Raw genomic sequence first — 20915 nt, forward strand, 5'->3', positions numbered from 1 at the left:
CCGCCAATCAGTCGCGGACGGGACCGTGATTGTTGAGATGAAGACGCGCGAACTGGCCGTAGCTGTTCTTCAATGTGAGCGGTATCGGACCGCGCACATTCGACGACGCGCTGCCGATCTCGGCGACTGAATATTCGAAGCCTTCCGGCAGGTCGATGCGCACCCGGTGCGGTTCGCCAGTGACCGGATTGCGGATTGGTTCGCCGACGGTTTCGAAATAGCCCTCGACATTGATCCGCCCTTTCCGCCCGTCGATGTCGACGTCGAAGTCGATCTTGGTGAAGACCGGATCGTAAACCGTCTCCAGCGTCGAGGCGAAAACATTGAACATGGTGGCGAAGGGATCGGTCTCGCCGCCGGACATAACGGTCAGCAGGGCGTTGCGTTGATCTTCGCTCGCGCCTTCATCGACGATCGGCAGACATTTGCCCTTGCCTTCATGCAGCGCGCCCGGCCAGCTAAAGACGAAGGCGATCTTCGTGCCGCCCAGCGAGACATCGCCGAAATATCCCTTGTCGATCGCGATGGCGCCGGCGGCTTGGCAATGGCCATGAGTGGGCAATTCATTGAACTGACAGGGGCAGGCGTAGCCGCAACTGCAATTGACGAATTCGCGCGCCTGAATTTCCCAGGGGATCATCGATGTCTCCTCTCGATCCGGTCTACGCAATTAAGACCTGAAGCCGCTCGATCTCGCAAGCGATGGGTGAGACGCTTGAAATAGGAGAAGACGAATGACTGATTTCTCGACCTTTGACGTTGCCGATTATCTCGAAAATGAGGAAGTCATTGCCGAATATCTCACGGCTGCGTGCGAGGACGAAAACTCAGATGTTTTTCATGCCGCTCTTGCCGACGTCGCCAAAGCTCGTGGCATCACGCGTGAGGGAAGCGGCCAGGCGGTCCATGATGAATTGAAGGCGCTAAAGGCGATGCCGCTCACGGCGCGGGGGCTATCTTAATATTCCTATTGGCTTGGCGGGAGTGGAGGTTGGCAGGGCAACAGTGTAGAGGCTCGAACCCCGAACTCCCGATTTTGGAGACGGAATTTTCCTCTTGCCATCTCCTGAGGGGATGCTCCCGTGATTGATGGCGCTGCGCTTCGCCTCGCGGTTTGCGCGATGACACCTGCTTCGGCGTTAACCGCAGCGATCTTCCCATGACGTCAACGCCCCGACCGTCGATGTGACGGCGGGGCGTTTTTTGATCGGGCGGGCGCCAAGCAAAGCCGTAACGCTTGGCGCTCGTGCCGCTTTCTTCTTTTCCGGCCTTCGCTTTAATTGTCGTCGTTGGCTGACTGGGCAAAAGTGAAGAGGTTCATCAGGTCGCCGATCGCCGGAAGGTTCTTCGGACGGTACCTGTGTTCGCCGTCGCCCATGAGCGGGTTCGGGAGGTTATCTCGGCTGCGGTTCGAAATTTTCGGCAGGCGCCAGTTGCGCTCGATGAATTTCAGCAGCGAGACGTGGTCGTAATAAGTATGGTCCACATAGCCCTTCCTGGCGTAGGGCGACACGACGATGAACGGTATGCGCGTGCCGTCGCCGAAGAAGTCGACAGGCTGGATGTAGCCCGAGTCGTAATAGCCGCCGCCTTCGTCGGTTGTGATGAAGATTGCTGTGGAATTCCACAGCGCCGGATCGGCCTGCACCTGCTTGATCAGATCTGCAAGGAACTGCTCATAGAGGTCCGTGGTGGAATCCGCAGGATGGCCGGCGAGCGACTCGAACGGACGCACGAAGGACACCGCCGGAAGCGTATTGTCCTTCACGTCCTTGAGAAATGCGCCGTAATTCTGCAGCTTGGCCTCTTCCGACGGATTTTTCATGATCTTTAGATAGCCGGTGAGGGGGTCGCAAATGCCGCAATAGGAATGGAACAGCAGCGGCACGCCGTCGACCGCATTGGCGAAAACGGTCGGGTCGTCGCCGCGGTCAGCGCTGTAATATTTCCAGGACAGGCCCTTGGCCGTCATCACGTCAGCGATAGTGGGCAGGCTCTGCGGCGGGAGGGTAAAGGAGTTGGGGCCCAGAGCGCGCGTTACGCTGCTCGTCTGGTTCCAGTACATGTTATAGTTGTTGACCAGATAATAATGGCCGGCCGAGCAATTGCCGTTTCTCACATGGTGCTTGCGCAGTTCGCCCAGCACCGAACCGGCGCCAGGCTGGCTGGAATCGGCGCAATTCACATACGAGCCGCCGCTATAGCCATCCTGAATGTAGTAGTTGTTGGTGCCCGGCGCTGGGTTCGGATTCTCGATTTGATTGGGGTAAGGGGTCGCCGCCGAACCGTCGAGCTTCGTCGGATCGGTGAAGAACGCCACGTCTCCGGAGACGATCGCCTGGAAATTGGCGCCGGTGCCGCCCATGATCGCCTGATGGTAGTTGTCGCTGATGGCGTAGGCGTCGGCGAGCTGCTTGAAGATGTGCGCGTCGCCCGGCTGTTGCGCGCCCTTGGCGTCCTTATAGGGGTTCATGTTGTAGAATCCCATCGAGATCGCGCCTTCGTGCGGGTTGAAGCCGCCCGCTGGGTAAGGCTGGCCGTTCGAGCCGGTGCCGATCGTTTCTTCGACCCAGACGAACTTGTCCAGTTCGCCGCCGTCCCAATCCTGCCACATCTGGAAGAAGCGGTGCACGGGATCGCCAGTATAGGCGGCGTAGGGGACGTATTTACTGATCTGGAACGGTCCGTTCGGCATATTCGCCGGGAAGCGCGTATCAGGAACGCCCTGCGGGAGACCGATGCCATAGGTCGTGTAGGGCTGGGGAAGCGTCGCATAGGCGCCGACCGACGGCGTCTCGACGAGGTAGTCGTGGGTGCGCGGGCCATCCGCGCCGATCTTCTGCTTGGCTCGATGGAAATGCGGGCCGGGCGTGCCGTCCGCGTTGACGATGCCCTTGCTCAGAAGATTATCGATATTCTGTCCGTTCTTCGGCTGATAGGTTCCGAAGAGATTGTCGAACGTGTGGTTCTCGCCCACGACGATGATCACGTGGCGGATCGGCGTCGTCGGGCTCTCGGGCTGCGCCAGTGCAGGCGACACGCCAAGCGCGCTCGTGCCCAGGCAAAGCATCTTAAAGATGGATTTCGACCGCATGAAGTCCCCTCCCGCATAGCGCCGGCGTTGTTCCGTTAGAACTGCAACGGGATAGAAAGCGAGACCGCCAGCGCGCGGCGAAACTGTGTGGCGAGTGTCTCAACCGGATGTCAGAAAAATTGCAGTCCTGCGGTGGGCCAGAACAAGGCTCGCGAACTGTTTGGAGTTAAGCCAAAAATCGACGACTGTTATCCACTTCTAAATTGTTTCCGTCCGCTCAGTATGCGCGTCGGCCCGATGACGTTCGGGAAGCGACCGACTTCCCTCCCAAGCGTAAGTCGGCGTGAACCGTCCGCGCATGGCGTTGGCATAGCGTTAACTGTCGCAGCTGGTCGCGCTTGTCTGGATCGTCCGGCGCGCTTACGAATCGACCTGTCGCCTGCGAGCAGACGACGATCCTTTCAACCGCAAAACTCCTGCCCGGCCGGCGACGACCGGGCTTTTTCGTGCGGAGAGAGGTCGAAGCGCTCTGGTTGCCTGCCAACTGCGCCTGCAAAAATCTGGATCGGAGATTTTGAGCTAACTAACTGTTCGTAAAATGGCAGGAGTGGAGGGGCTCGAACCCCCAACCCCCGGTTTTGGAGACCGGTGCTCTACCAGTTGAGCTACACTCCTGCGGGCGCTTGAACGGCGCGCGCCTTCAATGCCGCAATGGCTCCCCGGACGCAAGTGGCGCCGCGCTCTCCAATTCTCAGGAATTGCCGCCCGAAAGCACCGTCACGACGCGCCGGTTCTGCGACCAGCAGGAAATGTCGTCGCAGACGGCGACCGGGCGCTCCTTGCCATAGCTGACCGTGCGGATGCGTCCTGCAGCGACACCGCGCGAGATCAGATAATTCTTGGCGACTTCGGCGCGGCGGGCGCCGAGCGCGAAATTATATTCGCGGGTGCCGCGCTCGTCGGCGTGCCCCTCCATGGTGAAGCTGTAGCGCCCATAGCGGTTGAGCCATTCCGCCTGCTTGTCGAGCGTCGCCTGAGCGGTGGGGGTGAGATCGGTCGAGTCGGTCTCGAAGAAAATGCGGTCGCCGACATTGACCACGAAATCCTGCTGGCTGCCCGGACTCGCCACGCCGCGTCCGCGGGCGTAGCCGCCGCCCGCGAGATCGCCAGCGGCCTCGTCCGCCGTGGTCTTGGCGCAGGCCGAAAGGGCCAGCGCCGCCGTCAGCGCGACGACTAATTTGGCTCCGCAGGCGCGTTGCGAAAGCAGCATGAGGAACTCCTGTTACGACCATCGACCGTCGATAGTCCTAGTCTGGCAGGGTTAAGCGAAGGTTCCGTCAACCTTGATCAGAGCTATCCCGGACCTGTTGCATTTGAGCAATTTGGTCGCTTCGTTAATAGAGGGTTAATTGGTTAATAGAAGCTTAATCCGCTGTTTTGGCATGAATTTGACGATCCGGCGCCGGCGCGCCAAGCAGGATTTTCGTCCGGTTGCGTCGGCGGCGTTCTCGCTCTTACTATCAGTCAATTAGATGCGCGCGGCGGCGGCGCGGTGAGGAGCGTGACATGAACGAAGGCATCGCGCCTTTCCTTTCGCCGTTGACGCTGCTGCTTGGCGGCGGCCTGCTGGCGATCGGATTGCTGTCGCTACTCGATCTCCACTTCTTCAAGACCAAGGCGCAGGGCAAGATCGCGCTGGCGGTCGGCCTGCTGTTCATTTTCGCCACCGAGGCGATGTTCGTCACCAGCGGCGCCAGCGGTCGCTATTTCGAAGGCCAGAAGCTCGACGTGACCGACTGCGAATATCAGGCGGAACGGGATTTCCCGACCGAGCGCCGCTCCAATCCGAAGATCGTTCACGACAAGATCGTCGCCTGCATGGATATGCTGGGCTACGACTGGAGCCTGGAGCATTATCACTGCGCCGAGGCGCCGATCTCCACCAATGTCTTCTGCTATCTGCCGCGGGCGCCCATGCAGCGCAGCATCGTCGCCTGGCAGATGAAGTTCGAATAGATCAGAACAGCGAGCCCTGATCGTCTTCGCCGGGCCTTTTCATGCGCCGGCGCGGGCGCGGAGGAGCCGGCGGGTCGGGAGTCGCGACGCCGGCCCGCGCCGCGATCCTGCCGTCGGCGATTTCGATGTCGAGTCCGGTGCCGGGCGGGGCCTGGGCGACGCTGCGCACCAGCGCGCCGTTCTCATCGCGCACCAGCGCGAAGCCGCGCGCCAGCGCCGAACGATGGCTGAGCGAGTCCTGCAGCCGCGCGAGCCTGTCGAGCCGATCCTGGCTTTGGCCGATGAGGCCGGCGACGGCGCGGGTCAGCCGCTGCGCGGCGCCGGCAAGCCGCTGCCTCGCGGCGACGTTCTCCTGGCGTGCGAGAACCGCCCGGGCGCGATAGCCCTGCCGCAGGCGCGCGCCAAGACCGCGCGCTTTCTCCCGCGCGCGCGCCAGCTCGGTCTGCGGCGAGTGGCGGGCGAGCAGCGTGGCGGCGCGCGCGACCCGCAACCGCCGCTGGTCTCCGGCGCCGCGAACGCCGGCTCCCAATCGCTCGGCCGCGCGGTCGAGTCGCTGGCGCGGGCTGGCGAGAAGGGCGTCGCCGGCAGGGAGTAGCCGCGCGAGGGTCGACAGATTGGCGCGGCGCTGCTCCATGGCGCGGCGGCGCGCCCCGTCGAGGCGGCTCGCACGCATGGCGAGATGTTCCAACAGCTCGACGCGGACGGGAACCGCCTTCTCGGCGGCGCCGGTCGGCGTCGGCGCGCGCAGATCGGCGACGAAATCGAGGAGCGTCGTGTCGGTCTCATGGCCGATCGCCGAAATCAGCGGGATCGCGCTTTCCGCCGCGGCGCGAACGACGATTTCCTCATTGAAGCCCCATAAATCCTCCAGCGAGCCGCCGCCGCGCGCGACGATCAGCACGTCGGGGCGCGGCGCCGCATCGCCGGCAGAAAGCGCGTTGAAGCCGCGAATGCCGGCGGCGACCTCCTCGGCGCAGCTCTCGCCCTGCACCCGCACCGGCCACAGCAGGACGCGGCGCGGAAAACGGTCGTTGAGGCGGTGAAGAATGTCGCGAATGACGGCGCCGGTCGGCGACGTCACCACGCCGATGACGCTCGGCAGAAAGGGCAGGGGGCGTTTGCGCGCATCGTCGAACAGGCCCTCGGCGGCGAGCGCCTTGCGGCGGGCGTCGAGCAGCGCCATCAGCGCGCCGAGTCCGGCCGGCTCCAGCGACTCGATGACGATCTGATAAGAGGATTTGCCGGGGAAGGTGGTGATCCGGCCAGTCGCGACGACTTCCAGTCCTTCCTGCGGCCTGGTGCGCAGGCGCGCGAAAGTCGATTTCCAGATCACCGCGTCGAGGCGGGCGTTCGGATCCTTGAGCGAGAAATAGGCGTGTCCGGAGGCGTGCGGGCCGCGATAGTTGGAGATTTCGCCGCGCACCCGCACCCGCCCGAAGCGATCCTCGATCGTCCGCTTCAGCGCATTGGCGAGTTCGGAGACGCTGATCTCCGGCGCATTGGTCTGAGGAGCTTCTCCCCCGGTCTCGGTCAGGTCGGACATGGATGAGAGATATGGCTCAATCCGGGTCCGGGAGCGAGGGGCAATGGGCGGCGGGAGCGGCGCAAGGAAGATGAAAGGACTGAAGCGCTTTTCGGAAGGAGCGCTATTCCTCGCAAGGAATTGTGGGTCCAGTTTAGCTGGCGCAAACACGCGATGACTGTATGGCCGCCTTGTCATTCGCTCCGCCGGCAAATCAATCCACCGCCTGTTGTTCTCTCCACCTCGCGGGAGACAGGCCGAATTCCCGTTTGAATGCACGGCTGAATGCTTCCTCAGACTCGTAGCCTACCGAGCTTGCCAACTGGCCGATCGCCATGTTCGTCTCGAAGAGGTTCAGCTTTGCGGTTTGAAGCCGCCACATGGTGAGATATCGGATGGGAGGCATGCCGACCAGCGTCGAGAAGCGGTCGATGAACGCGCTGCGGGAGAGCCCGACTTCCCTTGCAAGAGACTCCACTGACCAGGGATTGCCGACGCGGCTATGGATGAGCGCCAAGGCTCGCCCGACGTGTGGGTCGGCAAATCCCTTCAGCCATCCGCCTTCCTGGTCTCCAAGCGTTTGAGAATAATTGCGCACCGCTTCAATGAACAGCAGTTCGGAAAGTCGCAGCACGACGCTCGATGAAGCGCGCCCTGCTGTGATCAGCTCGCTGGCGGCAAATCGCACCGACGCCTCTATCCAGTCGCGCGACGTCCCTTTGCGAATATCGATCTTGAGAATCCTTGGCAGGGCGGCAATCAAGGGGTTGTAGAGTTGGTCATGTGCGAGAAAGCCGCACACCAAGTGAACGACTTCGCCGCCTCCGCCGTGGCGAACCTGCGCCAAGCCGCCATCGACGGCTGGCCGAATAAGCTCGCGGGCGTTCTTGGGCTTAAGGCCAGGACCGCTTGCCAAGGTGTGAGCATCGTTGCGGGGCAATAGAACGATCTCGCCGCCATGCGCCTCTACGGCGGCGTCATCATCGACGCTGATCAGCAGCGTTCCGGCGACGACAAAGTGATATGCGATGATTTGCTTGGGCGCTGCGAGGAACGGCTTACAATCCTCGCCGCAGACCTTGGTGTACACACACCAGGGCGCCGTGAATTGGCTGTCAAGGAAAATGCCGCCAGTAAGGCGAATCGAACGAAGCGCTTCACCAAGCGGGTCCACCATCGCCGCCACTCCGCAGATTTGGACGAACAGTCATGATACACGGACGGACGATCATTCATCGCTGCGCCGACCCTAGTTAAACACCAACCCACTCAATTGGGCGACGGGCGGGCTACTCAGCCAATGGCTCGTCCGCGGACAGGAGGTTAGGGATGGACGACGTTAAGCGAGAAAAGCTCCTTAAGATCGCGCTTATGACAATTGGCGCGGTCTTCTTCGCGATCTACCCGCTCAGCCTTATTTGGCCTTCGGGATGGCAATGGCACAGCGGCCACGGTCAATACTATTTGCAGATGATTTGCGGGATTTACGCGGTTCTCGGCGCCTTCCTCATCGCTGCCGCGCGCAACCCGTCGGAACATCGCAGCCTTATCGCGTTCACGATCTGGTCGAGCATCGTGCACGCCGGCATTATGTCCATCCAGGCCATCTATGACCGACAGGAGATAGGCCATTTGGTGGGCGACGTGCCGGCGCTACTGCTGGTCGCCGCAGTGCTCTGGTATCTCTCTTCAGCGCAGCAGCTGCGGCCAGTCGCAGTCGCTCAACGCTAGCCGTATCGCTCTGTCGCAGGCGGAGCTATGCTTCATCGCCGCTGGCTTGATCCAGCGGCGCTTTCCGCTTTTTGCGCCAAGCCGACTTCAATATCGTCTCCGCTTGGAGAATGAACCGTTAGCTTCTGAACTTTACCTCGTCTCGGTCATCGAATAGAGCGTCGAACTAGTGGCGCCATTCGGCAGAACAGCGAGACTGTTCGGTTGCAGATAGGTCCGTCCTTCGGGCGATTGCTGCGCGTCGTCGTCGATATTGCCGCGAAGAAACCAGCCGCTGACATCGAGAGGCGGTAGCGGCGGCAGTCCCTCTTCGGCGCGGGCGGTAAAAGCGCCGGTGACGATGAGCGCCGACAGCGCCAGCGTGATGGTGCGGCCCATGACCGGTCCCCATGTTTCGGGCGCCCTGTCGCATTTCGATGACGCAGGGCCGACGATGGCAACATGGGCGGCAAGGATTAACGATGCGTTAACCCTATCCCTTAACCGTCGATCCTAATCAATTGCATGGCTTGGAGCGCGGCGGCGAAACAATTTGGCGTCAAGCCGCCTGGGCCGATTCCTTCAGCGCGCCGCAAACCTGGGCGACGAGAGATTCGACCAGTTCGCGATCGTCGCCTTCGCCCATGACTCGGATGACCGGCTCTGTGCCGGAAGGCCGAACGATCAATCTCCCCGAGCCGCCGAGCCGCGCCCGCGCGTCGTCGATCGCGGAAGCCACGGAGGCGCGCTCCAATTCGGCGCGCTGGGCGCGCACATTCTGCAACACTTGCGGCAGCGGCTCGAAGCGGTGGCAGACCTCGCTCACCGGACGATTCTGGCGCTTCACCACGGCAAGCGCCTGCATCGCCGTCACCAGACCGTCGCCGGTCGTGGAAAAGTCGGACAAGATAACATGGCCGGATTGCTCGCCGCCGACATTGTAGCCGGCTTCACGCATACGCTCGATCACATAGCGGTCGCCGACCGCGGTTCGCTCCAAGGTCAGTCCGAGCGAAGCTAAGTGACGCTCAAAGCCGAGATTGGACATGATCGTCGCGACGAGGCCGGGCTTCGACAGCAGTCCCTGGTCGCGCCAGCTTTCGGCGACCACCGCCATCAGCTGGTCGCCGTCGATCAGACGCCCCAGTTCGTCGACCATGATGACTCGGTCGGCGTCCCCGTCGAGCGCGATGCCGACATCGGCGCGCAATTCGCGCACCTTGTCGCGCAGCGCCTGCGGCGAGGTGGAGCCGACGCGGCGATTGATGTTGAAGCCGTCGGGTTCGACGCCGATCGAAATGACTTCGGCGCCAAGCTCCCACAGCGCCTCGGGCGCCACTTTATAGGCCGCGCCATTGGCGCAGTCGACGACGACGCGCAAGCCTTCGAAGCTCATGTTGCGCGGCAGCGTGCGCTTGGCGAATTCGATATAGCGCGCACGCACGTCGTCGATGCGTCGCGCGCGGCCGAGTTCTCTCGGCGCCGCGAGCTTACGCGTAATGTCGCCGTCGATGAGGCGCTCGATCTCGTGCTCGATCTCGTCGGAAAGCTTGTAGCCATCCGGTCCAAACAGCTTGATGCCATTGTCCTCGAACGAATTGTGAGACGCCGAAATCATCACGCCGACGTCGGCGCGCATCGATCGAGTCAGCATCGCGACCGCCGGCGTCGGCATCGGTCCGAGCAACAGCGTATCCATGCCGACCGAGGCGAAGCCGGCGACGAGCGCATATTCGATCATATAGCCGGAGAGCCGGGTATCCTTGCCGATGACGACGCGGTGCCGCCCTTCGCCGCGATGAAAGATGAGGCCAGCCGCCTGACCGACCTTGAGCGCGAGCTCGGGCGTGATCTTTTCATTGGCCAGTCCCCGAATGCCGTCGGTGCCGAAATAGGTGCGGGTCATTGACTATCCTCAGCGAGCTGCGCCATGGCTCAGCTGGCGCAACGCCAAGCCGGCTAAATGCCAAGCCGGCGCAGTTACGAACATGATGTCATATTGTCCGAGGCTGCGTTCTCGCCAGCCCTTTTAAGAGTTAATGAAGAATCGCACATCGCCTGAACGGATGTCCACATGGAAATCAAAATCTATCATAATCCGGCCTGCGGCACCTCACGCAAGGTTCTCGCCGCGCTGCGCGAGGCTGGCTATGAGCCGCAAGTCGTCGAATATCTCAAAAATCCGCCCAATCGCGCCAGTTTGAAGGATATTTTGCGCCGGATGGGGAAGAGCGCGCGCGACATTTTGCGCAAACGCGGCACGCCCTATGAGGAACTCGGCCTCGATAACCCGGCCCTGTCAGACGACGAGATTTTCGCCGCGATCGAGAAGCATCCGATTTTGATCGAGCGGCCGATCGTCACCATCGGCGACAAGGCGGCGCTCTGCCGTCCGGCCGAAGTCGTGCAAGAGCTGATCGCGCGGGCGAAGAAATAGAAGGGCTATTTCGCCAACGATCGACGCCGATGATCCCGCCTGCGACAAATCCGACAAAACGACAGCGATGATGATGACGACGATCGGCAGCCCGGAGAGTGCGAAGCCTTGAATGTCATACGAATTCCGGCTGATCGGTCCGCTTTGATCGTGTCATTCCCGGCAGGCCGGAGGCCTGACCGGGAATTCAGCGCCAATCCAAGAATGCTGGTTTTGCTCTGGTTTCCTGATCGCACGCGCTGCGCGCGTCGGGAATGACAGCCGAGCGGATCAAACGGATTTCGTATCAGTCATCCTTGATGCCTCCGAGCAGATGCGGCGCAGGCAGAAGTGATAAAGCCCGGCGATCGGGCATCGCCGGGCTCTTTTCGATTTTGCCGATCAGATCGGATGCGGCTCCATGCCGCCGACGTCAGGTTCGGGCTTTGGCCCCGTCGTCGGCACCGCCGAACCGCGTGGCGGCGGCGTCGGAGTCGACTCCTCGCGCACCGGACGCTTGCCGGCGAACAGCCCCTTGATTTCGTCGCCGGTCAGCGTCTCGAATTCGAGCAGCGCATTGGCGAGCGTATCGAGGTCGGCGCGCTTGTCGTTGAGGATCTGCCTGGCCTTGTCATAGGCTTGCTGCACCAGACGGCGCACCTCGGCGTCGATCGTCTCCTGCGTCTGTTCGGAGAAGGTCTGCGTGCGCCCGAGCGAATAGCCGAGGAACTGCTCCTGTTGCGGATCCGCATAGGCGACCGTGCCGAGTTTGTCCGAGAAGCCGAGCTGCGTGACCATCGCGCGGGCGATGCGCGTCGCCTGCTGAATGTCGGAGGCCGCGCCGGAAGTCGTCTTCGCCGAGCCGAAGATCAACTCCTCGGCGACACGGCCGCCCATCGCCATCGCCAGCATCGCGATCAGCTGTTCGTAGCTTTGCGAAATCTGGTCGCGTTCCGGAAGACCCTGCACCATGCCGAGCGCTCTGCCGCGCGGAATGATCGTCGCCTTGTGAATCGGAATCGAGCCGGGCATGTTCAAGGAGACCAGCGCATGGCCGCCTTCGTGATAGGCGGTGAGCTTCTTCTCCTCGTCGGTCATCACCAGGGTGCGGCGCTCCGCGCCCATCATGATCTTGTCGCGCGCGTCCTCGAACTCCTGGTTCGTGACGATGCGCTTCGACCGACGCGCCGCCAGCAGCGCCGCCTCGTTCACAAGATTCATCAGATCGGCGCCAGAGAACCCAGGCGTGCCGCGCGCCACCACCTTCAAATCCACATCCGGCGCCAGAGGCACCTTGCGGGCGTGAACCTTGAGGATTTTCTCGCGGCCGATGAAGTCCGGGTTCGGCACCTGAATCTGACGGTCAAAACGGCCCGGACGCATCAGCGCCGGGTCGAGCACGTCCGGACGGTTCGTGGCGGCGATCAGGATGATCCCCTCATTCGCCTCGAAGCCGTCCATCTCGACAAGCAGCTGATTGAGCGTCTGCTCGCGCTCGTCATTGCCGCCGCCAAGTCCGGCGCCGCGATGGCGCCCGACCGCGTCGATTTCGTCGACGAAGATGATGCAGGGCGCGTTCTTCTTCGCCTGTTCGAACATGTCGCGCACGCGCGACGCGCCGACGCCGACGAACATTTCGACGAAGTCGGAGCCCGAGATCGAGAAGAAGGGCACGCCCGCTTCGCCGGCGATGGCGCGGGCGAGCAAGGTTTTACCCGTGCCGGGCGGTCCGACGAGCAGCACGCCGCGCGGAATCCGCCCGCCGAGGCGCTGGAACTTCTGCGGATCGCGCAGGAATTCGACGATTTCCTGCAAATCCTCCTTGGCCTCGTCGACGCCGGCCACGTCCTCGAACGTCACGCGGCCTTGCGTCTCGGTCAAAAGCTTCGCCTTCGACTTGCCAAAGCCCATCGCCCGGCCGGCGCCGCCCTGCATCTGGCGGGACAGGAAAATCCACACGGCAAGAAAAGCAACGAGCGGCAGCGCGTTGAGCAGAAGCGTCATCATGAAGCCGCCGCCCTCATTATTGGGCTTGGCGCTGATCGAGACGTTCTTGGCTTGCAGGCGCGGCACGAGATTGGCGTCGTCCGGCGCATAGGTCGTGAACGGCCGATTGTCGTTGAAATGGCCGACGATCTCATTGCCGGCGATCGTCACGTCATGGACACGGCCCTGGTCTATCTGCGTCAGCAGCTCGCTATAGGAAATATCGCGGATCGGCGTGCGCTGGCCGGGTTGTTGAAACAGCATGACAAGCGCAACCACGAGCAATCCGATGATTGCCCATAGCGCGAGGTTCCTGAAGTGTGGGTTCATTTGGGAAACCTGTCGGGAGCCGCTCGGTCGGGCTTATCCCTCCAGCGCTCCGGTCATCCGCTTAATTTAGGCTCGCCGGAAGGCGTTGCCAAGGCTCGGAAACGACCGTGAATCCGGGCGTTGCTGTGTAGCGGCTAAGCGGCTTCATACAGGAACGTCCCGAGCCTCGCAAATCGGCTAATGTCTAGCTTGAGCGCCGAGGCGGCGCGCGGCGCAGCCGAACGCGTCCGTCGCTCGCTTCAATCGAGATGTCGGCGAGCGTGGTTTTAACCGATTTGCGCGCGGTCAGCGCGTCGCCGATGCGCGCGCTGGCGCGCTCCAGACGTTCGAGACGAAGCGTCGCGGCCGGCGCGAGCCGCAGGATGGCGCTCGCCAGCGCCCGTTGAAGAATTTCCGGGGGCGCCGCGCAAAGCGTCGCGGCGTCAAGCTCGACGCATGCGGCGTCATCCTTGCGCCAGGCGCGCTGCAGCGTTTCGGCGGCGCATTGGGTCAGCGCCGCATCGGCGCGCGACGCGCGCGCGCCAAGCCGCAAAAGTGCTTCCTGACTGAAGCCCTGCGCGGCCAGAACCGGCGCGAGCTTGCGCAGTCGCGCACGGGCGAAGTTGTCGTCTTCATTCGACGGATCACGAAAAAATGCTTGTCCGGCGCGCGCGCAGATCGCTTCCAACTCCGCCTTGCGAAAGTCGAGCAGCGGCCGCAGCAGCGCAAATTCCTCGCAGCGCGCGATTCGCGCCATGCCGGCAAGCCCAGCAATTCCGGAGCCGCGGGTTAAGCGAAACAGAATCGTTTCCGCCTGATCGTCGGCGTGATGCGCCACGACGACAGCCGACGCGCCGATCCGACGCGCGCATGCCGCAAGCAGCGCGTAGCGCGCCTGACGCGCGCGCTCCTGCAGGCGCGTCGCGGGTTTTTCTTCCTCCCACGTCAACAGATGATGCGCGTAGCCGAGATCGCGCGCCCAGCGGCCAACCGTCTCGGCCTCGGCGCGCGCCGCCTTGCGCAAGCGGTGATCGATGGTGGCGACCGCGATGTCGCGGTACGATCGCAACGACCAATGCGCGCACAGCAGCATCAAGGCGACCGAATCAGGTCCGCCGGAAACCGCCAGCAGCAGGGAAGGGTAGGGCGCCAGGAGTTCGAGCGCCTGTTCGCGCAGCCGTTCGATCGACTCGTCGATTGCCGTTTCCGCTTCGGCGTCGGACATGCCTACGCCGGACCCGCGCCGATCGCAGCGCGGAGGGCTAGCATTGGATTTTCTTGCTCTCGCGCTGGGCCGCTTCGCGGATTCGCGTCGCCGCTCTTGGGAATTTGACGTTGATCTCGGAATAGGAGGCGCAGGCCTGCTCCTTCGCGCCCATGGCGCTCAGCGACTGGCCGAGTCGCAGCAGCGCCTCCGGCGCCTGCGGCGAATCGCCGTATCTCGTCGAGATTTCCAGATATTTCTCGGCCGCCTCGCGGTGGCGGCCGCGCAAAAAGTAACTCTCGCCCAAATTGAATGTCGCGGCGGGAGCAAGCTTTCCCTTGCCGTTCTTCGACAGAAAGGTCGTCAGCGATTTCTCGGCTTCTTCATATTTGCCGGCGCGCAGCGCGCTCACCGCCTGATCATATTCCTCCTTCGGGCCGGGGATCGCAGGCGCGGCGGCGATCTCGGCCGGCGCGGGCTGATCGCCGACCAGACGGCCATGGGCGATATCGAGCGGCAGGCCCACTTCCCGAACCGGCGAAGCGGTAGCTGCCCGCGCGGCGTTGTCGAGCGGCGCCGAGGGCGTCGTCGTCCCAAGCGGCTTCGGCGCGCCCGGCGCCGAAGGCTGCGCCGCAGGGTCGAAAGCGTCGCCGCGCTTGCCGGCGTTGCTGGCGCTCGCCACGGTGGGAGCCGCCGCTTGCGCCACCGCTGGCGCGGAATTGATCGGACCGTTCGGGACGGCTTCAGAATGCGGCGGCTCAGTCTTGGCCGATCGCAGCTGTTCCTCCAAGAGCTGCACCCGGTGCTGCAGCTCCTCATTTTGTCCGGTTAACCGGCGCAACTCGCGTTCCAGCCGATCGATCCGCATCGCGGTCGCCGCCTCGGACCCCGGCCGCTGCTCGTCGCTGTCATAAATATCGGACGGCCCAGCATTGTAGGTTTGGGCGAAGCGGGGATTCTGCGCCGGCGGCGGATCGTCAGAGAGGTCGAACGCCTCGGCGGAGCCCGCCGCCAAGAAGGAAAGAGCGAAAATGAGAGCGCAGCGTGCGAACATGTAGCGAAGGCCGTGACTTACGCTTAAGCGCGTCGCGAGAGTCGACGCGCGCTTGATCATGCCGGAGTATAGGTCGCGATCCGGCTAAAGTTGGGCGATGCGCTCATTCAAACTTCTCCTTGTCGATCGCCATTGGCTGCGAAGCGCGGCGATCGTCCTGCTCGCGGCGTCGGCTTGGCCGCCTTCCGGCCTGGCGCTTCCGCCGGCGGCGGAGAGCGGGGAATGCTCGCTTGAAGGGGCCGTTCCGGCGACTGTCGCCGCCGTCGACGAGGATTTCGAACTCCTGCTCGACGACGGTCGTCGCGTCGCGCTTGCCGGCCTCGACTTTCCGCCGCCGGAGGCCGGCGCGCTGCGCGCCGCCGTCCGCGAGCGTCTTGCATCCTGGCTTTCCGGCCGAGACGTTTTTGTGGGCGCGCTCGCCGCGTCGCCCGACCGCTGGGGCAGGACGCCGGCCCGGCTCTATGCGAGCGACTTCTCGGGCGGCGCCTCGGCCCCGCTGGCGTCCGTGGCGGCGTCGCTGCTTTCGGCCGGCGACGCGCGCTTTCGCCCCGATCCGATCGCTGCCGCCTGCGCCAAACTCTATCTGGCCGCCGAAGCTTTGGCGCGCGATTCGGGTGTCGGACTCTGGTCGCTGGCCGAATTTCGCACGATCGACCTCGCAGCGCCTGACGCCGCCAGTGAACTGCGGCGGCGCAGGGGAATGATCGTCGCTATCGGCGACATTAGATCGGTCGGCGAGTCGCGCCGCGCCTTCTACCTTAATTTTGGCGACAAATGGCGCGATAGCTTCTCCGTCGTGATTTCGCGGCGCAATTTGGCTATGTTCGGGCGAATCGAGCCCCGCTCCCTTGTCGGGCGGCGAGCCCGCGTACGAGGACTTATTGAGACCGGGTCTCGCATCGAAATCGCTACGCCAGCCGAGATCGAATTTATTGACAGCGGCGCTCGCTAGCCGGGCGACGCTGTCTTTGACGGCGGCCTTCCTCGCGCTGGCGTTGGGCGGCTGCGCGGAGCTGGAGCGGCAAGGCCATCTGTTCACGGCGCCGACGCATTCGAGCCGGCCGGCCGGGCCGCGCCCCGACAACCGCAGCACGGTCCAGCATAAGGAGCTCGTCGCCCAGTTCGGCGGCGAATATGAAGCGCCCGCCGCGGAGCGCTATCTCGACGCCATTCTCGCCAAACTCGCGACTGTCAGCGATACGCCCGGCCAGCCGACCTATAAGGTGACGATTCTCAATACGCCCGTCGTCAACGCCTTCGCGCTGCCTTCCGGCAATCTATACGTCACCCGCGGCCTGCTGGCGCTCGCTGGCGACGCCTCCGAGGCGGCGGCGGTGATGGCCCATGAAATCGCCCATGTTTCGCTGCGCCACAGCGCATTGCGCGCCGAACGCGAGCGAGAGGCGGCGGTGATCTCGCAAGCCGCGGCCGTCATTCAGAACCGCCAGAAAGGCGAGGAGGTGCGGTCCAGCCAGCGGCTCTCGGTCGCGAGCTTTTCGCGTCAGCAGGAACTCGACGCCGACGCCGCCGGAGTCCGCGTCATCGCGCGGGCGGGATTCGACCCTTATGGCGCGTCGCGCTTCCTGACGGCGCTGGGACGCTCCACGGAGCTGCGCGCGGCGCTCTATGGAAAGAAGAAGTCGCTCGACTTCGACATTATGTCGACGCATCCCTCGACCCCCGACCGCATCGCTAAGGCGGTTGCTGCGGCGCGAGAAATCGGCGCGCCGGGAATCGGCGTCGCCGACCGCGGCGGCTATCTCGAAGCCGTCAAGGGCGTCGCCTTCGGCGATGATCCAAACGAAGGTTATGTGCGCGACAGGAAGTTCACCCATCCACGACTGCGCTTCACTTTCACCGCGCCCGAGGGATTTCTACTCGAAAATTCCAACGAAGCCGTATTTGGCGTGCGCGAACCTGAGAATGAAGCCCTGCGGCTCGACAGCGTGCGCGCGCCTTCGGATGAGAATCTCGAATCCTATGTCGGTTCCGGCTGGGTCGATGGGCTGCTTCCCTCCTCCGTGCGCGCCATGGACATCAACGGACTTTCCGCGGTGGTCGCCGTGGCTCGGGCGGGCGAGTGGAACTTCCGGCTTGCCGTGATCCGGTCGGGCGAATTGCTCTACCGGCTGATTTTCGCGGCGCGCGCGTTGAGCGACGACGCCGACGCGCGCTTCATGGAATCGATCAAATCCTTCCGTCGCCTCGCGCCTGACGAAATCAGCGACGCTCGTCCGTTAAGGATTGCGGTCGCCGTCGCCGCCCCCGGCGAGACGATCGAAACAATGGCCGCGCGCATGGTGGTTCCCAACCGGCCCGCCGAATATTTCATGCTTCTCAATGGGCTGTCGGCCGGCGACCCCATCGTCCCCGGCGAACATTACAAAATCGTAACTGATTGACGCTCCGGTTTTTGCTCGCTTTGGGAACAAGTGTCGCGCCCCGTCAGTTATTCCCGAGAACAAAAATATGGACGCGCGGCATGTCTCGCCATTAGTCGGGCCGGCCGCGCATGGAGGGCGTCATGGCGTATATGCCGGGGCTCGGGCGTGAGTTGATTAAAGCTGCAGCGGAAGCTCCATTTTTAGAACGGGACGAGGAGAAGCGACTCGCCGTGGCGTGGCGAGAGCGCGACGATCGCGCGGCGCTCCATAAGTTGACCGCGGCGCACATGCGCCTGGTGATCGCCCTGTCGGCGAAATTCAGACATTATGGATTGCCGCTCTCCGACCTCGTCCAGGAAGGCCACGTCGGACTTCTCGAAGCCGCCGCGCGCTTCGCGCCAGAACGAGACGTGCGCTTCTCGACCTACGCGACATGGTGGATCAGAGCGTCGATCCAGGATTACGTTCTTCGTAACTGGTCGATCGTGCGCGGGGGGACGAGTTCGTCCCAAAAGGCGCTGTTCTTCAATTTGCGTCGCTTGCGCGCGAGGTTGGCGCGAGAGAATCACGGCGCGAATCCAATCGACGCCTATCAGACGATCGCCAATGCGATCGGCGTGTCGCGCGCCGACGTGGAAATGATGGATTCGCGTCTTTCTGGCTCCGACGTGTCGCTGAACGCGCAGCTCGTCGACGACGAATCGGCAGGCTCCGCGCAGCGAATGGATTTTCTCGTCGACGAGAAACCGCTGCCTGATCAGATCGTCGAGGAAACGCTGGATTCGGATCGGCGCGCGCGCTGGCTCAAGGATGCGCTCGCCATTCTCTCCGAGCGCGAATTGCGCATCGTGCGCGAGCGGCGGCTCGCTGAAAATCTCGTCACTCTCGAAACGCTTGGCGATCGCCTCGGCATTTCCAAGGAACGGGTCCGGCAAATCGAGAGCCGCGCGCTAGTAAAACTCAGGCGCGCTCTGTCACGGATGCAGGAGACAGCGGCGGCCGAGGAGGCAAGAGCGTGAGCCGATAAGGCGGAAGGCTGAAAAAGAAAACCCCGGAAATCGCTTCCGGGGTTTTTGTTGGCCGATCACGCCGCGCGGTCGACGTCGGTTTCGTCGCCGCCGTCATCGCCGACATCCCCCTCGGCCTTCGGTCCGCGTCGCGGTCCTTTGAGCAGGAACGATTCGATCAGCTTCAGCGATTCCGAATCGATCAGTCTGCGCACGGCGGCGATTTCTCGCGCCATGCGATCCAAGGCGGCTTCATAAAGCTGGCGTTCCGAATAGGACTGCTCCGGCTGCGTGTCGGAACGGTAGAGGTCGCGAACCACTTCGGCGATGGTGATGAGATCGCCCGAGTTGATCTTGGCCTCATATTCCTGGGCGCGGCGCGACCACATGGTGCGCTTGATCCTCGCGCGGCCGCTCAGAGTCAGCAGCGCCTTGTCGACGATCGACGATTCGGCAAGCTTGCGCATGCCGACGCTGGCGACTTTGCTCGTCGGCACTTTCAGGATCATCTTGTCCTTGATGAAGCTCACGACGAAAAGCTCGAGGCTGAAGCCGGCGACTTCCTGAGTCTCGACGCCAACGATCTGCCCGACGCCATGCGCCGGGTAGACGATGAACTCATTGAGCTTGAAGCCGGGCTTGGGAGCGATCGCGGTCTTGGCCTTGGCGGGAGCGGCCGGCCGCGCGGCGTTAACCGGCGCGGCGGCGGGAGCCGGCGCCGCTGACGGCGCGGGGGCTGGCGCTTTTTCGGCGGGCTTGAGGGCCGGGGGCGCGGCCGCCGCGACGACCGGCTTCGACTGCTCGACCGGCTTCGCCGGCGCCTTCGCCGCCGGCGCGATCGGCGCAGCGGCCGTCGTCGGCTTGACCGCCGCAGGCTTGCTCGCCGCGGCAGGCTTGACCGTGTTGATTTCCGGCGTTTTCGGCTTGGCGCTCACCTTTTCCGCCGCGGTCTTGGCGGCTTTGGCGGCGGCGGCGCGCTTCGTCGCGCTCTTGACGGCCGATTTGGCCGCGACCGAGGGTTTGGCGTGCGACTTCGCCGCCGCTTTCGGGGCGACTGTCCGGGCGACGGCTCGACCGGCCGCGGCCGAGCGGCGCGTCGCCGCGGCCCGCGCCGCAGTCTTGGCGGTCTTGTCCTTGGCGGATGTTTTGGCTTTGGTCGTCGGTGCTTTCGATGTCATCTTTTTTGTGGTCTTGGCCGATGTTCTTGCGCTTGCTTTCCGGCTCGAGGCAGCGGCGGTTCGCGTCGACTTGGCCGTTGAAACGGAGCGGGCGGAGGACTTTTTCGCCGTCGAATTTCTCGCGGCGGCGGTTTTCGTGGCGCCGTTCTTGGCGGCCCGTTTGGCCTGCGTCTTGGAGCGCGCGGCCGAGCCCTTGGCGCGCGCGGCTGCGGTGGAGGCAGTTGCGGTCGGCTTTTTCTCGGCCTTCTTGTTGGAGGGCATACGCGGGCTACTCCTGTGCTGTCCCGCTGTGGAGACGGGACGATCGCCGCCGCTGACGAATCGCTCATGCCGCCGGCAGCCGGGCCGCGACACCGCGAAGGCGGCATGTGGAAACCTTGCTAGCGCCGCATGCCCGGCAGCCGGGCCTCTGGGCCGAGCCTTGGGAAAGAGAGGCTTTCGAATTCGAGACGGTGCTGCAGCGCCGCATCGCCCTTCGACAAGGCGTGCATTTAGTGTGTGATTTATAACACGTTCAAGCGTGAAAATCAAAGGCGGAAGCGCTCAGGCTCCGCCGGCGAAAAGCCCGCAGGACAGCCTAGCCCTATGAAATAACGAAGTTTTAAAAAAATTAACGATGTGGAAACGCTCTAGCCCCGGTTGAGGCGTCGGCCGCGGCGCCGAACGCCGTTTAGTCGCCCTGGCCGGCCTCCGCCGAAAACTGCTCGATCTTGCCGGGTTTGCCGTCCCATTCCTTGGCGTCGGCCGGCGGGTCCCGCTTGATCGTGATATTGGGCCAGTTCTGCGCCATTTCAGCGTTAAGCTGCAGCCACTGCTCAAGGCCTTCCTCGGTATCCGGCTTGATCGCATTCGCCGGGCACTCGGGTTCGCAGACGCCGCAGTCGATGCATTCGTCCGGATGGATCACCAGCATGTTCTCGCCTTCGTAGAAGCAGTCCACCGGACAGACTTCCACGCAGTCCATATACTTGCATTTGATACAGTTTTCCGTGACGACATAAGTCATGGGGGGTGATCTCTCCGCGACCTCGCCGCTTGCTAGCTTTTTTGCCCGCGTCACGCAAGGCGAGCAGAACAGAAGCGCGCGTCAGAGAT

The 20915-nt window shown here is 63.3% G+C and carries 19 protein-coding genes and 1 tRNA gene; 7 read left to right on the forward strand and 13 right to left on the reverse strand.

Going from position 1 to position 20915, the window contains the following annotated elements:
- Positions 1-7: 7 nt before the first annotated feature.
- Entirely contained in the window at positions 8-640 is a 633-nt protein-coding gene (locus tag U1E20_RS03595) for a DUF1326 domain-containing protein (RefSeq protein ID WP_409979215.1), read from the reverse strand.
- Positions 641-734: 94 nt separating this feature from the next.
- On the opposite strand from U1E20_RS03595, the gene U1E20_RS03600 reads away from it, so the two are divergent.
- The gene (locus U1E20_RS03600) at positions 735-962 is read left to right on the forward strand and encodes a DNA-binding protein (protein WP_409979216.1); all 228 of its coding nucleotides are present in this window, start codon (positions 735-737) and stop codon (positions 960-962) included.
- Positions 963-1276: 314 nt separating this feature from the next.
- On the opposite strand, the gene U1E20_RS03605 is transcribed toward U1E20_RS03600, so the two are convergent.
- From U1E20_RS03605 to pal, 3 genes are all read right to left on the reverse strand, one after another.
- Entirely contained in the window at positions 1277-3094 is a 1818-nt protein-coding gene (locus tag U1E20_RS03605; protein WP_409979217.1) for an alkaline phosphatase family protein, read from the reverse strand.
- A gap of 539 nt (positions 3095-3633) precedes the next feature.
- Positions 3634-3709: transfer RNA gene (locus tag U1E20_RS03610), tRNA-Trp, on the reverse strand.
- Positions 3710-3785: 76 nt separating this feature from the next.
- Positions 3786-4304 (reverse strand): peptidoglycan-associated lipoprotein Pal, encoded by a 519-nt coding sequence (pal, locus tag U1E20_RS03615; protein ID WP_409979218.1) that lies wholly within the window; start codon positions 4302-4304, stop codon positions 3786-3788.
- 296 nt (positions 4305-4600) lie between these two features.
- Here pal and U1E20_RS03620 point away from each other — a divergent pair, with 296 nt between their 5' ends.
- Positions 4601-5050 carry a hypothetical protein gene (locus U1E20_RS03620; protein ID WP_409979219.1) on the forward strand — a complete coding sequence of 150 codons (450 nt, stop codon included), beginning with the start codon at positions 4601-4603 and terminating at the stop codon, positions 5048-5050.
- A gap of 1 nt (position 5051) precedes the next feature.
- Here the strand turns inward: U1E20_RS03620 and xseA are convergent, their stop codons facing one another.
- Positions 5052-6593: an exodeoxyribonuclease VII large subunit gene (xseA, locus tag U1E20_RS03625; RefSeq protein ID WP_409979220.1), complete on the reverse strand. Its 1542-nt coding sequence runs from the start codon at positions 6591-6593 to the stop codon at positions 5052-5054.
- 193 nt (positions 6594-6786) lie between these two features.
- The gene (locus U1E20_RS03630; protein ID WP_409979221.1) at positions 6787-7749 is read right to left on the reverse strand and encodes an AraC family transcriptional regulator; all 963 of its coding nucleotides are present in this window, start codon (positions 7747-7749) and stop codon (positions 6787-6789) included.
- A 152-nt stretch (positions 7750-7901) separates the two neighbouring features.
- Between U1E20_RS03630 and U1E20_RS03635 the strand changes: the two genes are divergently transcribed.
- The gene (locus U1E20_RS03635; RefSeq protein ID WP_409979222.1) at positions 7902-8303 is read left to right on the forward strand and encodes a DUF6632 domain-containing protein; all 402 of its coding nucleotides are present in this window, start codon (positions 7902-7904) and stop codon (positions 8301-8303) included.
- 132 nt (positions 8304-8435) lie between these two features.
- Here U1E20_RS03635 and U1E20_RS03640 read toward each other — a convergent pair whose 3' ends face one another.
- Both U1E20_RS03640 and glmM read right to left on the reverse strand, forming a co-directional pair.
- A complete protein-coding gene (locus tag U1E20_RS03640) occupies positions 8436-8681 on the reverse strand; it encodes a hypothetical protein (RefSeq protein ID WP_409979223.1) in 246 nt (81 codons plus the stop codon).
- A gap of 160 nt (positions 8682-8841) precedes the next feature.
- Positions 8842-10188 carry a phosphoglucosamine mutase gene (glmM, locus tag U1E20_RS03645; RefSeq protein ID WP_409979224.1) on the reverse strand — a complete coding sequence of 449 codons (1347 nt, stop codon included), beginning with the start codon at positions 10186-10188 and terminating at the stop codon, positions 8842-8844.
- 168 nt (positions 10189-10356) lie between these two features.
- Between glmM and arsC the strand changes: the two genes are divergently transcribed.
- Positions 10357-10719 carry an arsenate reductase (glutaredoxin) gene (arsC, locus tag U1E20_RS03650; protein WP_409979225.1) on the forward strand — a complete coding sequence of 121 codons (363 nt, stop codon included), beginning with the start codon at positions 10357-10359 and terminating at the stop codon, positions 10717-10719.
- 381 nt (positions 10720-11100) lie between these two features.
- Here arsC and ftsH read toward each other — a convergent pair whose 3' ends face one another.
- The 3 genes from ftsH to ybgF all read right to left on the reverse strand — a co-directional run bounded on the left by ftsH (position 11101) and on the right by ybgF (position 15251).
- Positions 11101-13014: an ATP-dependent zinc metalloprotease FtsH gene (gene ftsH / locus U1E20_RS03655; protein WP_409979226.1), complete on the reverse strand. Its 1914-nt coding sequence runs from the start codon at positions 13012-13014 to the stop codon at positions 11101-11103.
- A 184-nt stretch (positions 13015-13198) separates the two neighbouring features.
- Positions 13199-14218, reverse strand: a complete 1020-nt coding sequence (gene tilS / locus U1E20_RS03660) for a tRNA lysidine(34) synthetase TilS (protein ID WP_409979227.1) — start codon at positions 14216-14218, stop codon at positions 13199-13201.
- Positions 14219-14255: 37 nt separating this feature from the next.
- Complete coding sequence (ybgF, locus tag U1E20_RS03665) at positions 14256-15251, reverse strand: tol-pal system protein YbgF (RefSeq protein ID WP_409979228.1); 996 nt, start codon at positions 15249-15251, stop codon at positions 14256-14258.
- 97 nt (positions 15252-15348) lie between these two features.
- Here ybgF and U1E20_RS03670 point away from each other — a divergent pair, with 97 nt between their 5' ends.
- From U1E20_RS03670 to U1E20_RS03680, 3 genes are all read left to right on the forward strand, one after another.
- Positions 15349-16203, forward strand: a complete 855-nt coding sequence (locus U1E20_RS03670; RefSeq protein WP_409979229.1) for a thermonuclease family protein — start codon at positions 15349-15351, stop codon at positions 16201-16203.
- 16 nt (positions 16204-16219) lie between these two features.
- Positions 16220-17653 carry a M48 family metalloprotease gene (locus tag U1E20_RS03675; protein ID WP_409979230.1) on the forward strand — a complete coding sequence of 478 codons (1434 nt, stop codon included), beginning with the start codon at positions 16220-16222 and terminating at the stop codon, positions 17651-17653.
- A 122-nt stretch (positions 17654-17775) separates the two neighbouring features.
- A complete protein-coding gene (locus U1E20_RS03680) occupies positions 17776-18654 on the forward strand; it encodes an RNA polymerase factor sigma-32 (RefSeq protein WP_409979231.1) in 879 nt (292 codons plus the stop codon).
- A gap of 65 nt (positions 18655-18719) precedes the next feature.
- On the opposite strand, the gene U1E20_RS03685 is transcribed toward U1E20_RS03680, so the two are convergent.
- Both U1E20_RS03685 and fdxA read right to left on the reverse strand, forming a co-directional pair.
- Positions 18720-19820 (reverse strand): CarD family transcriptional regulator, encoded by a 1101-nt coding sequence (locus U1E20_RS03685; protein WP_409979232.1) that lies wholly within the window; start codon positions 19818-19820, stop codon positions 18720-18722.
- 670 nt (positions 19821-20490) lie between these two features.
- Entirely contained in the window at positions 20491-20826 is a 336-nt protein-coding gene (fdxA, locus tag U1E20_RS03690; RefSeq protein ID WP_409979233.1) for a ferredoxin FdxA, read from the reverse strand.
- Between the last annotated feature and the right edge of the window lie 89 nt (positions 20827-20915).

Source organism: Methylocystis sp. (assembly GCF_046349115.1).
In the GTDB taxonomy this organism is placed as follows: Bacteria; Pseudomonadota; Alphaproteobacteria; order Rhizobiales; family Beijerinckiaceae; genus Methylocystis.

Coding starts and splice junctions, on each gene's coding strand:
- fdxA (WP_409979233.1), bottom strand. CDS start 20,826: ATGACTTATGTCGTCACGGAAAACTGTATCAAATGCAAGTATATGGAC.
- U1E20_RS03595 (WP_409979215.1), bottom strand. CDS start 640: ATGATCCCCTGGGAAATTCAGGCGCGCGAATTCGTCAATTGCAGTTGC.
- U1E20_RS03600 (WP_409979216.1), top strand. CDS start 735: ATGACTGATTTCTCGACCTTTGACGTTGCCGATTATCTCGAAAATGAG.
- U1E20_RS03635 (WP_409979222.1), top strand. CDS start 7,902: ATGGACGACGTTAAGCGAGAAAAGCTCCTTAAGATCGCGCTTATGACA.
- glmM (WP_409979224.1), bottom strand. CDS start 10,188: ATGACCCGCACCTATTTCGGCACCGACGGCATTCGGGGACTGGCCAAT.
- tilS (WP_409979227.1), bottom strand. CDS start 14,218: ATGTCCGACGCCGAAGCGGAAACGGCAATCGACGAGTCGATCGAACGG.
- U1E20_RS03630 (WP_409979221.1), bottom strand. CDS start 7,749: ATGGTGGACCCGCTTGGTGAAGCGCTTCGTTCGATTCGCCTTACTGGC.
- arsC (WP_409979225.1), top strand. CDS start 10,357: ATGGAAATCAAAATCTATCATAATCCGGCCTGCGGCACCTCACGCAAG.
- ftsH (WP_409979226.1), bottom strand. CDS start 13,014: ATGAACCCACACTTCAGGAACCTCGCGCTATGGGCAATCATCGGATTG.
- pal (WP_409979218.1), bottom strand. CDS start 4,304: ATGCTGCTTTCGCAACGCGCCTGCGGAGCCAAATTAGTCGTCGCGCTG.
- U1E20_RS03640 (WP_409979223.1), bottom strand. CDS start 8,681: ATGGGCCGCACCATCACGCTGGCGCTGTCGGCGCTCATCGTCACCGGC.
- U1E20_RS03620 (WP_409979219.1), top strand. CDS start 4,601: ATGAACGAAGGCATCGCGCCTTTCCTTTCGCCGTTGACGCTGCTGCTT.
- xseA (WP_409979220.1), bottom strand. CDS start 6,593: ATGTCCGACCTGACCGAGACCGGGGGAGAAGCTCCTCAGACCAATGCG.
- U1E20_RS03670 (WP_409979229.1), top strand. CDS start 15,349: ATGCGCTCATTCAAACTTCTCCTTGTCGATCGCCATTGGCTGCGAAGC.
- U1E20_RS03685 (WP_409979232.1), bottom strand. CDS start 19,820: ATGACATCGAAAGCACCGACGACCAAAGCCAAAACATCCGCCAAGGAC.
- U1E20_RS03605 (WP_409979217.1), bottom strand. CDS start 3,094: ATGCGGTCGAAATCCATCTTTAAGATGCTTTGCCTGGGCACGAGCGCG.
- ybgF (WP_409979228.1), bottom strand. CDS start 15,251: ATGTTCGCACGCTGCGCTCTCATTTTCGCTCTTTCCTTCTTGGCGGCG.
- U1E20_RS03680 (WP_409979231.1), top strand. CDS start 17,776: ATGGCGTATATGCCGGGGCTCGGGCGTGAGTTGATTAAAGCTGCAGCG.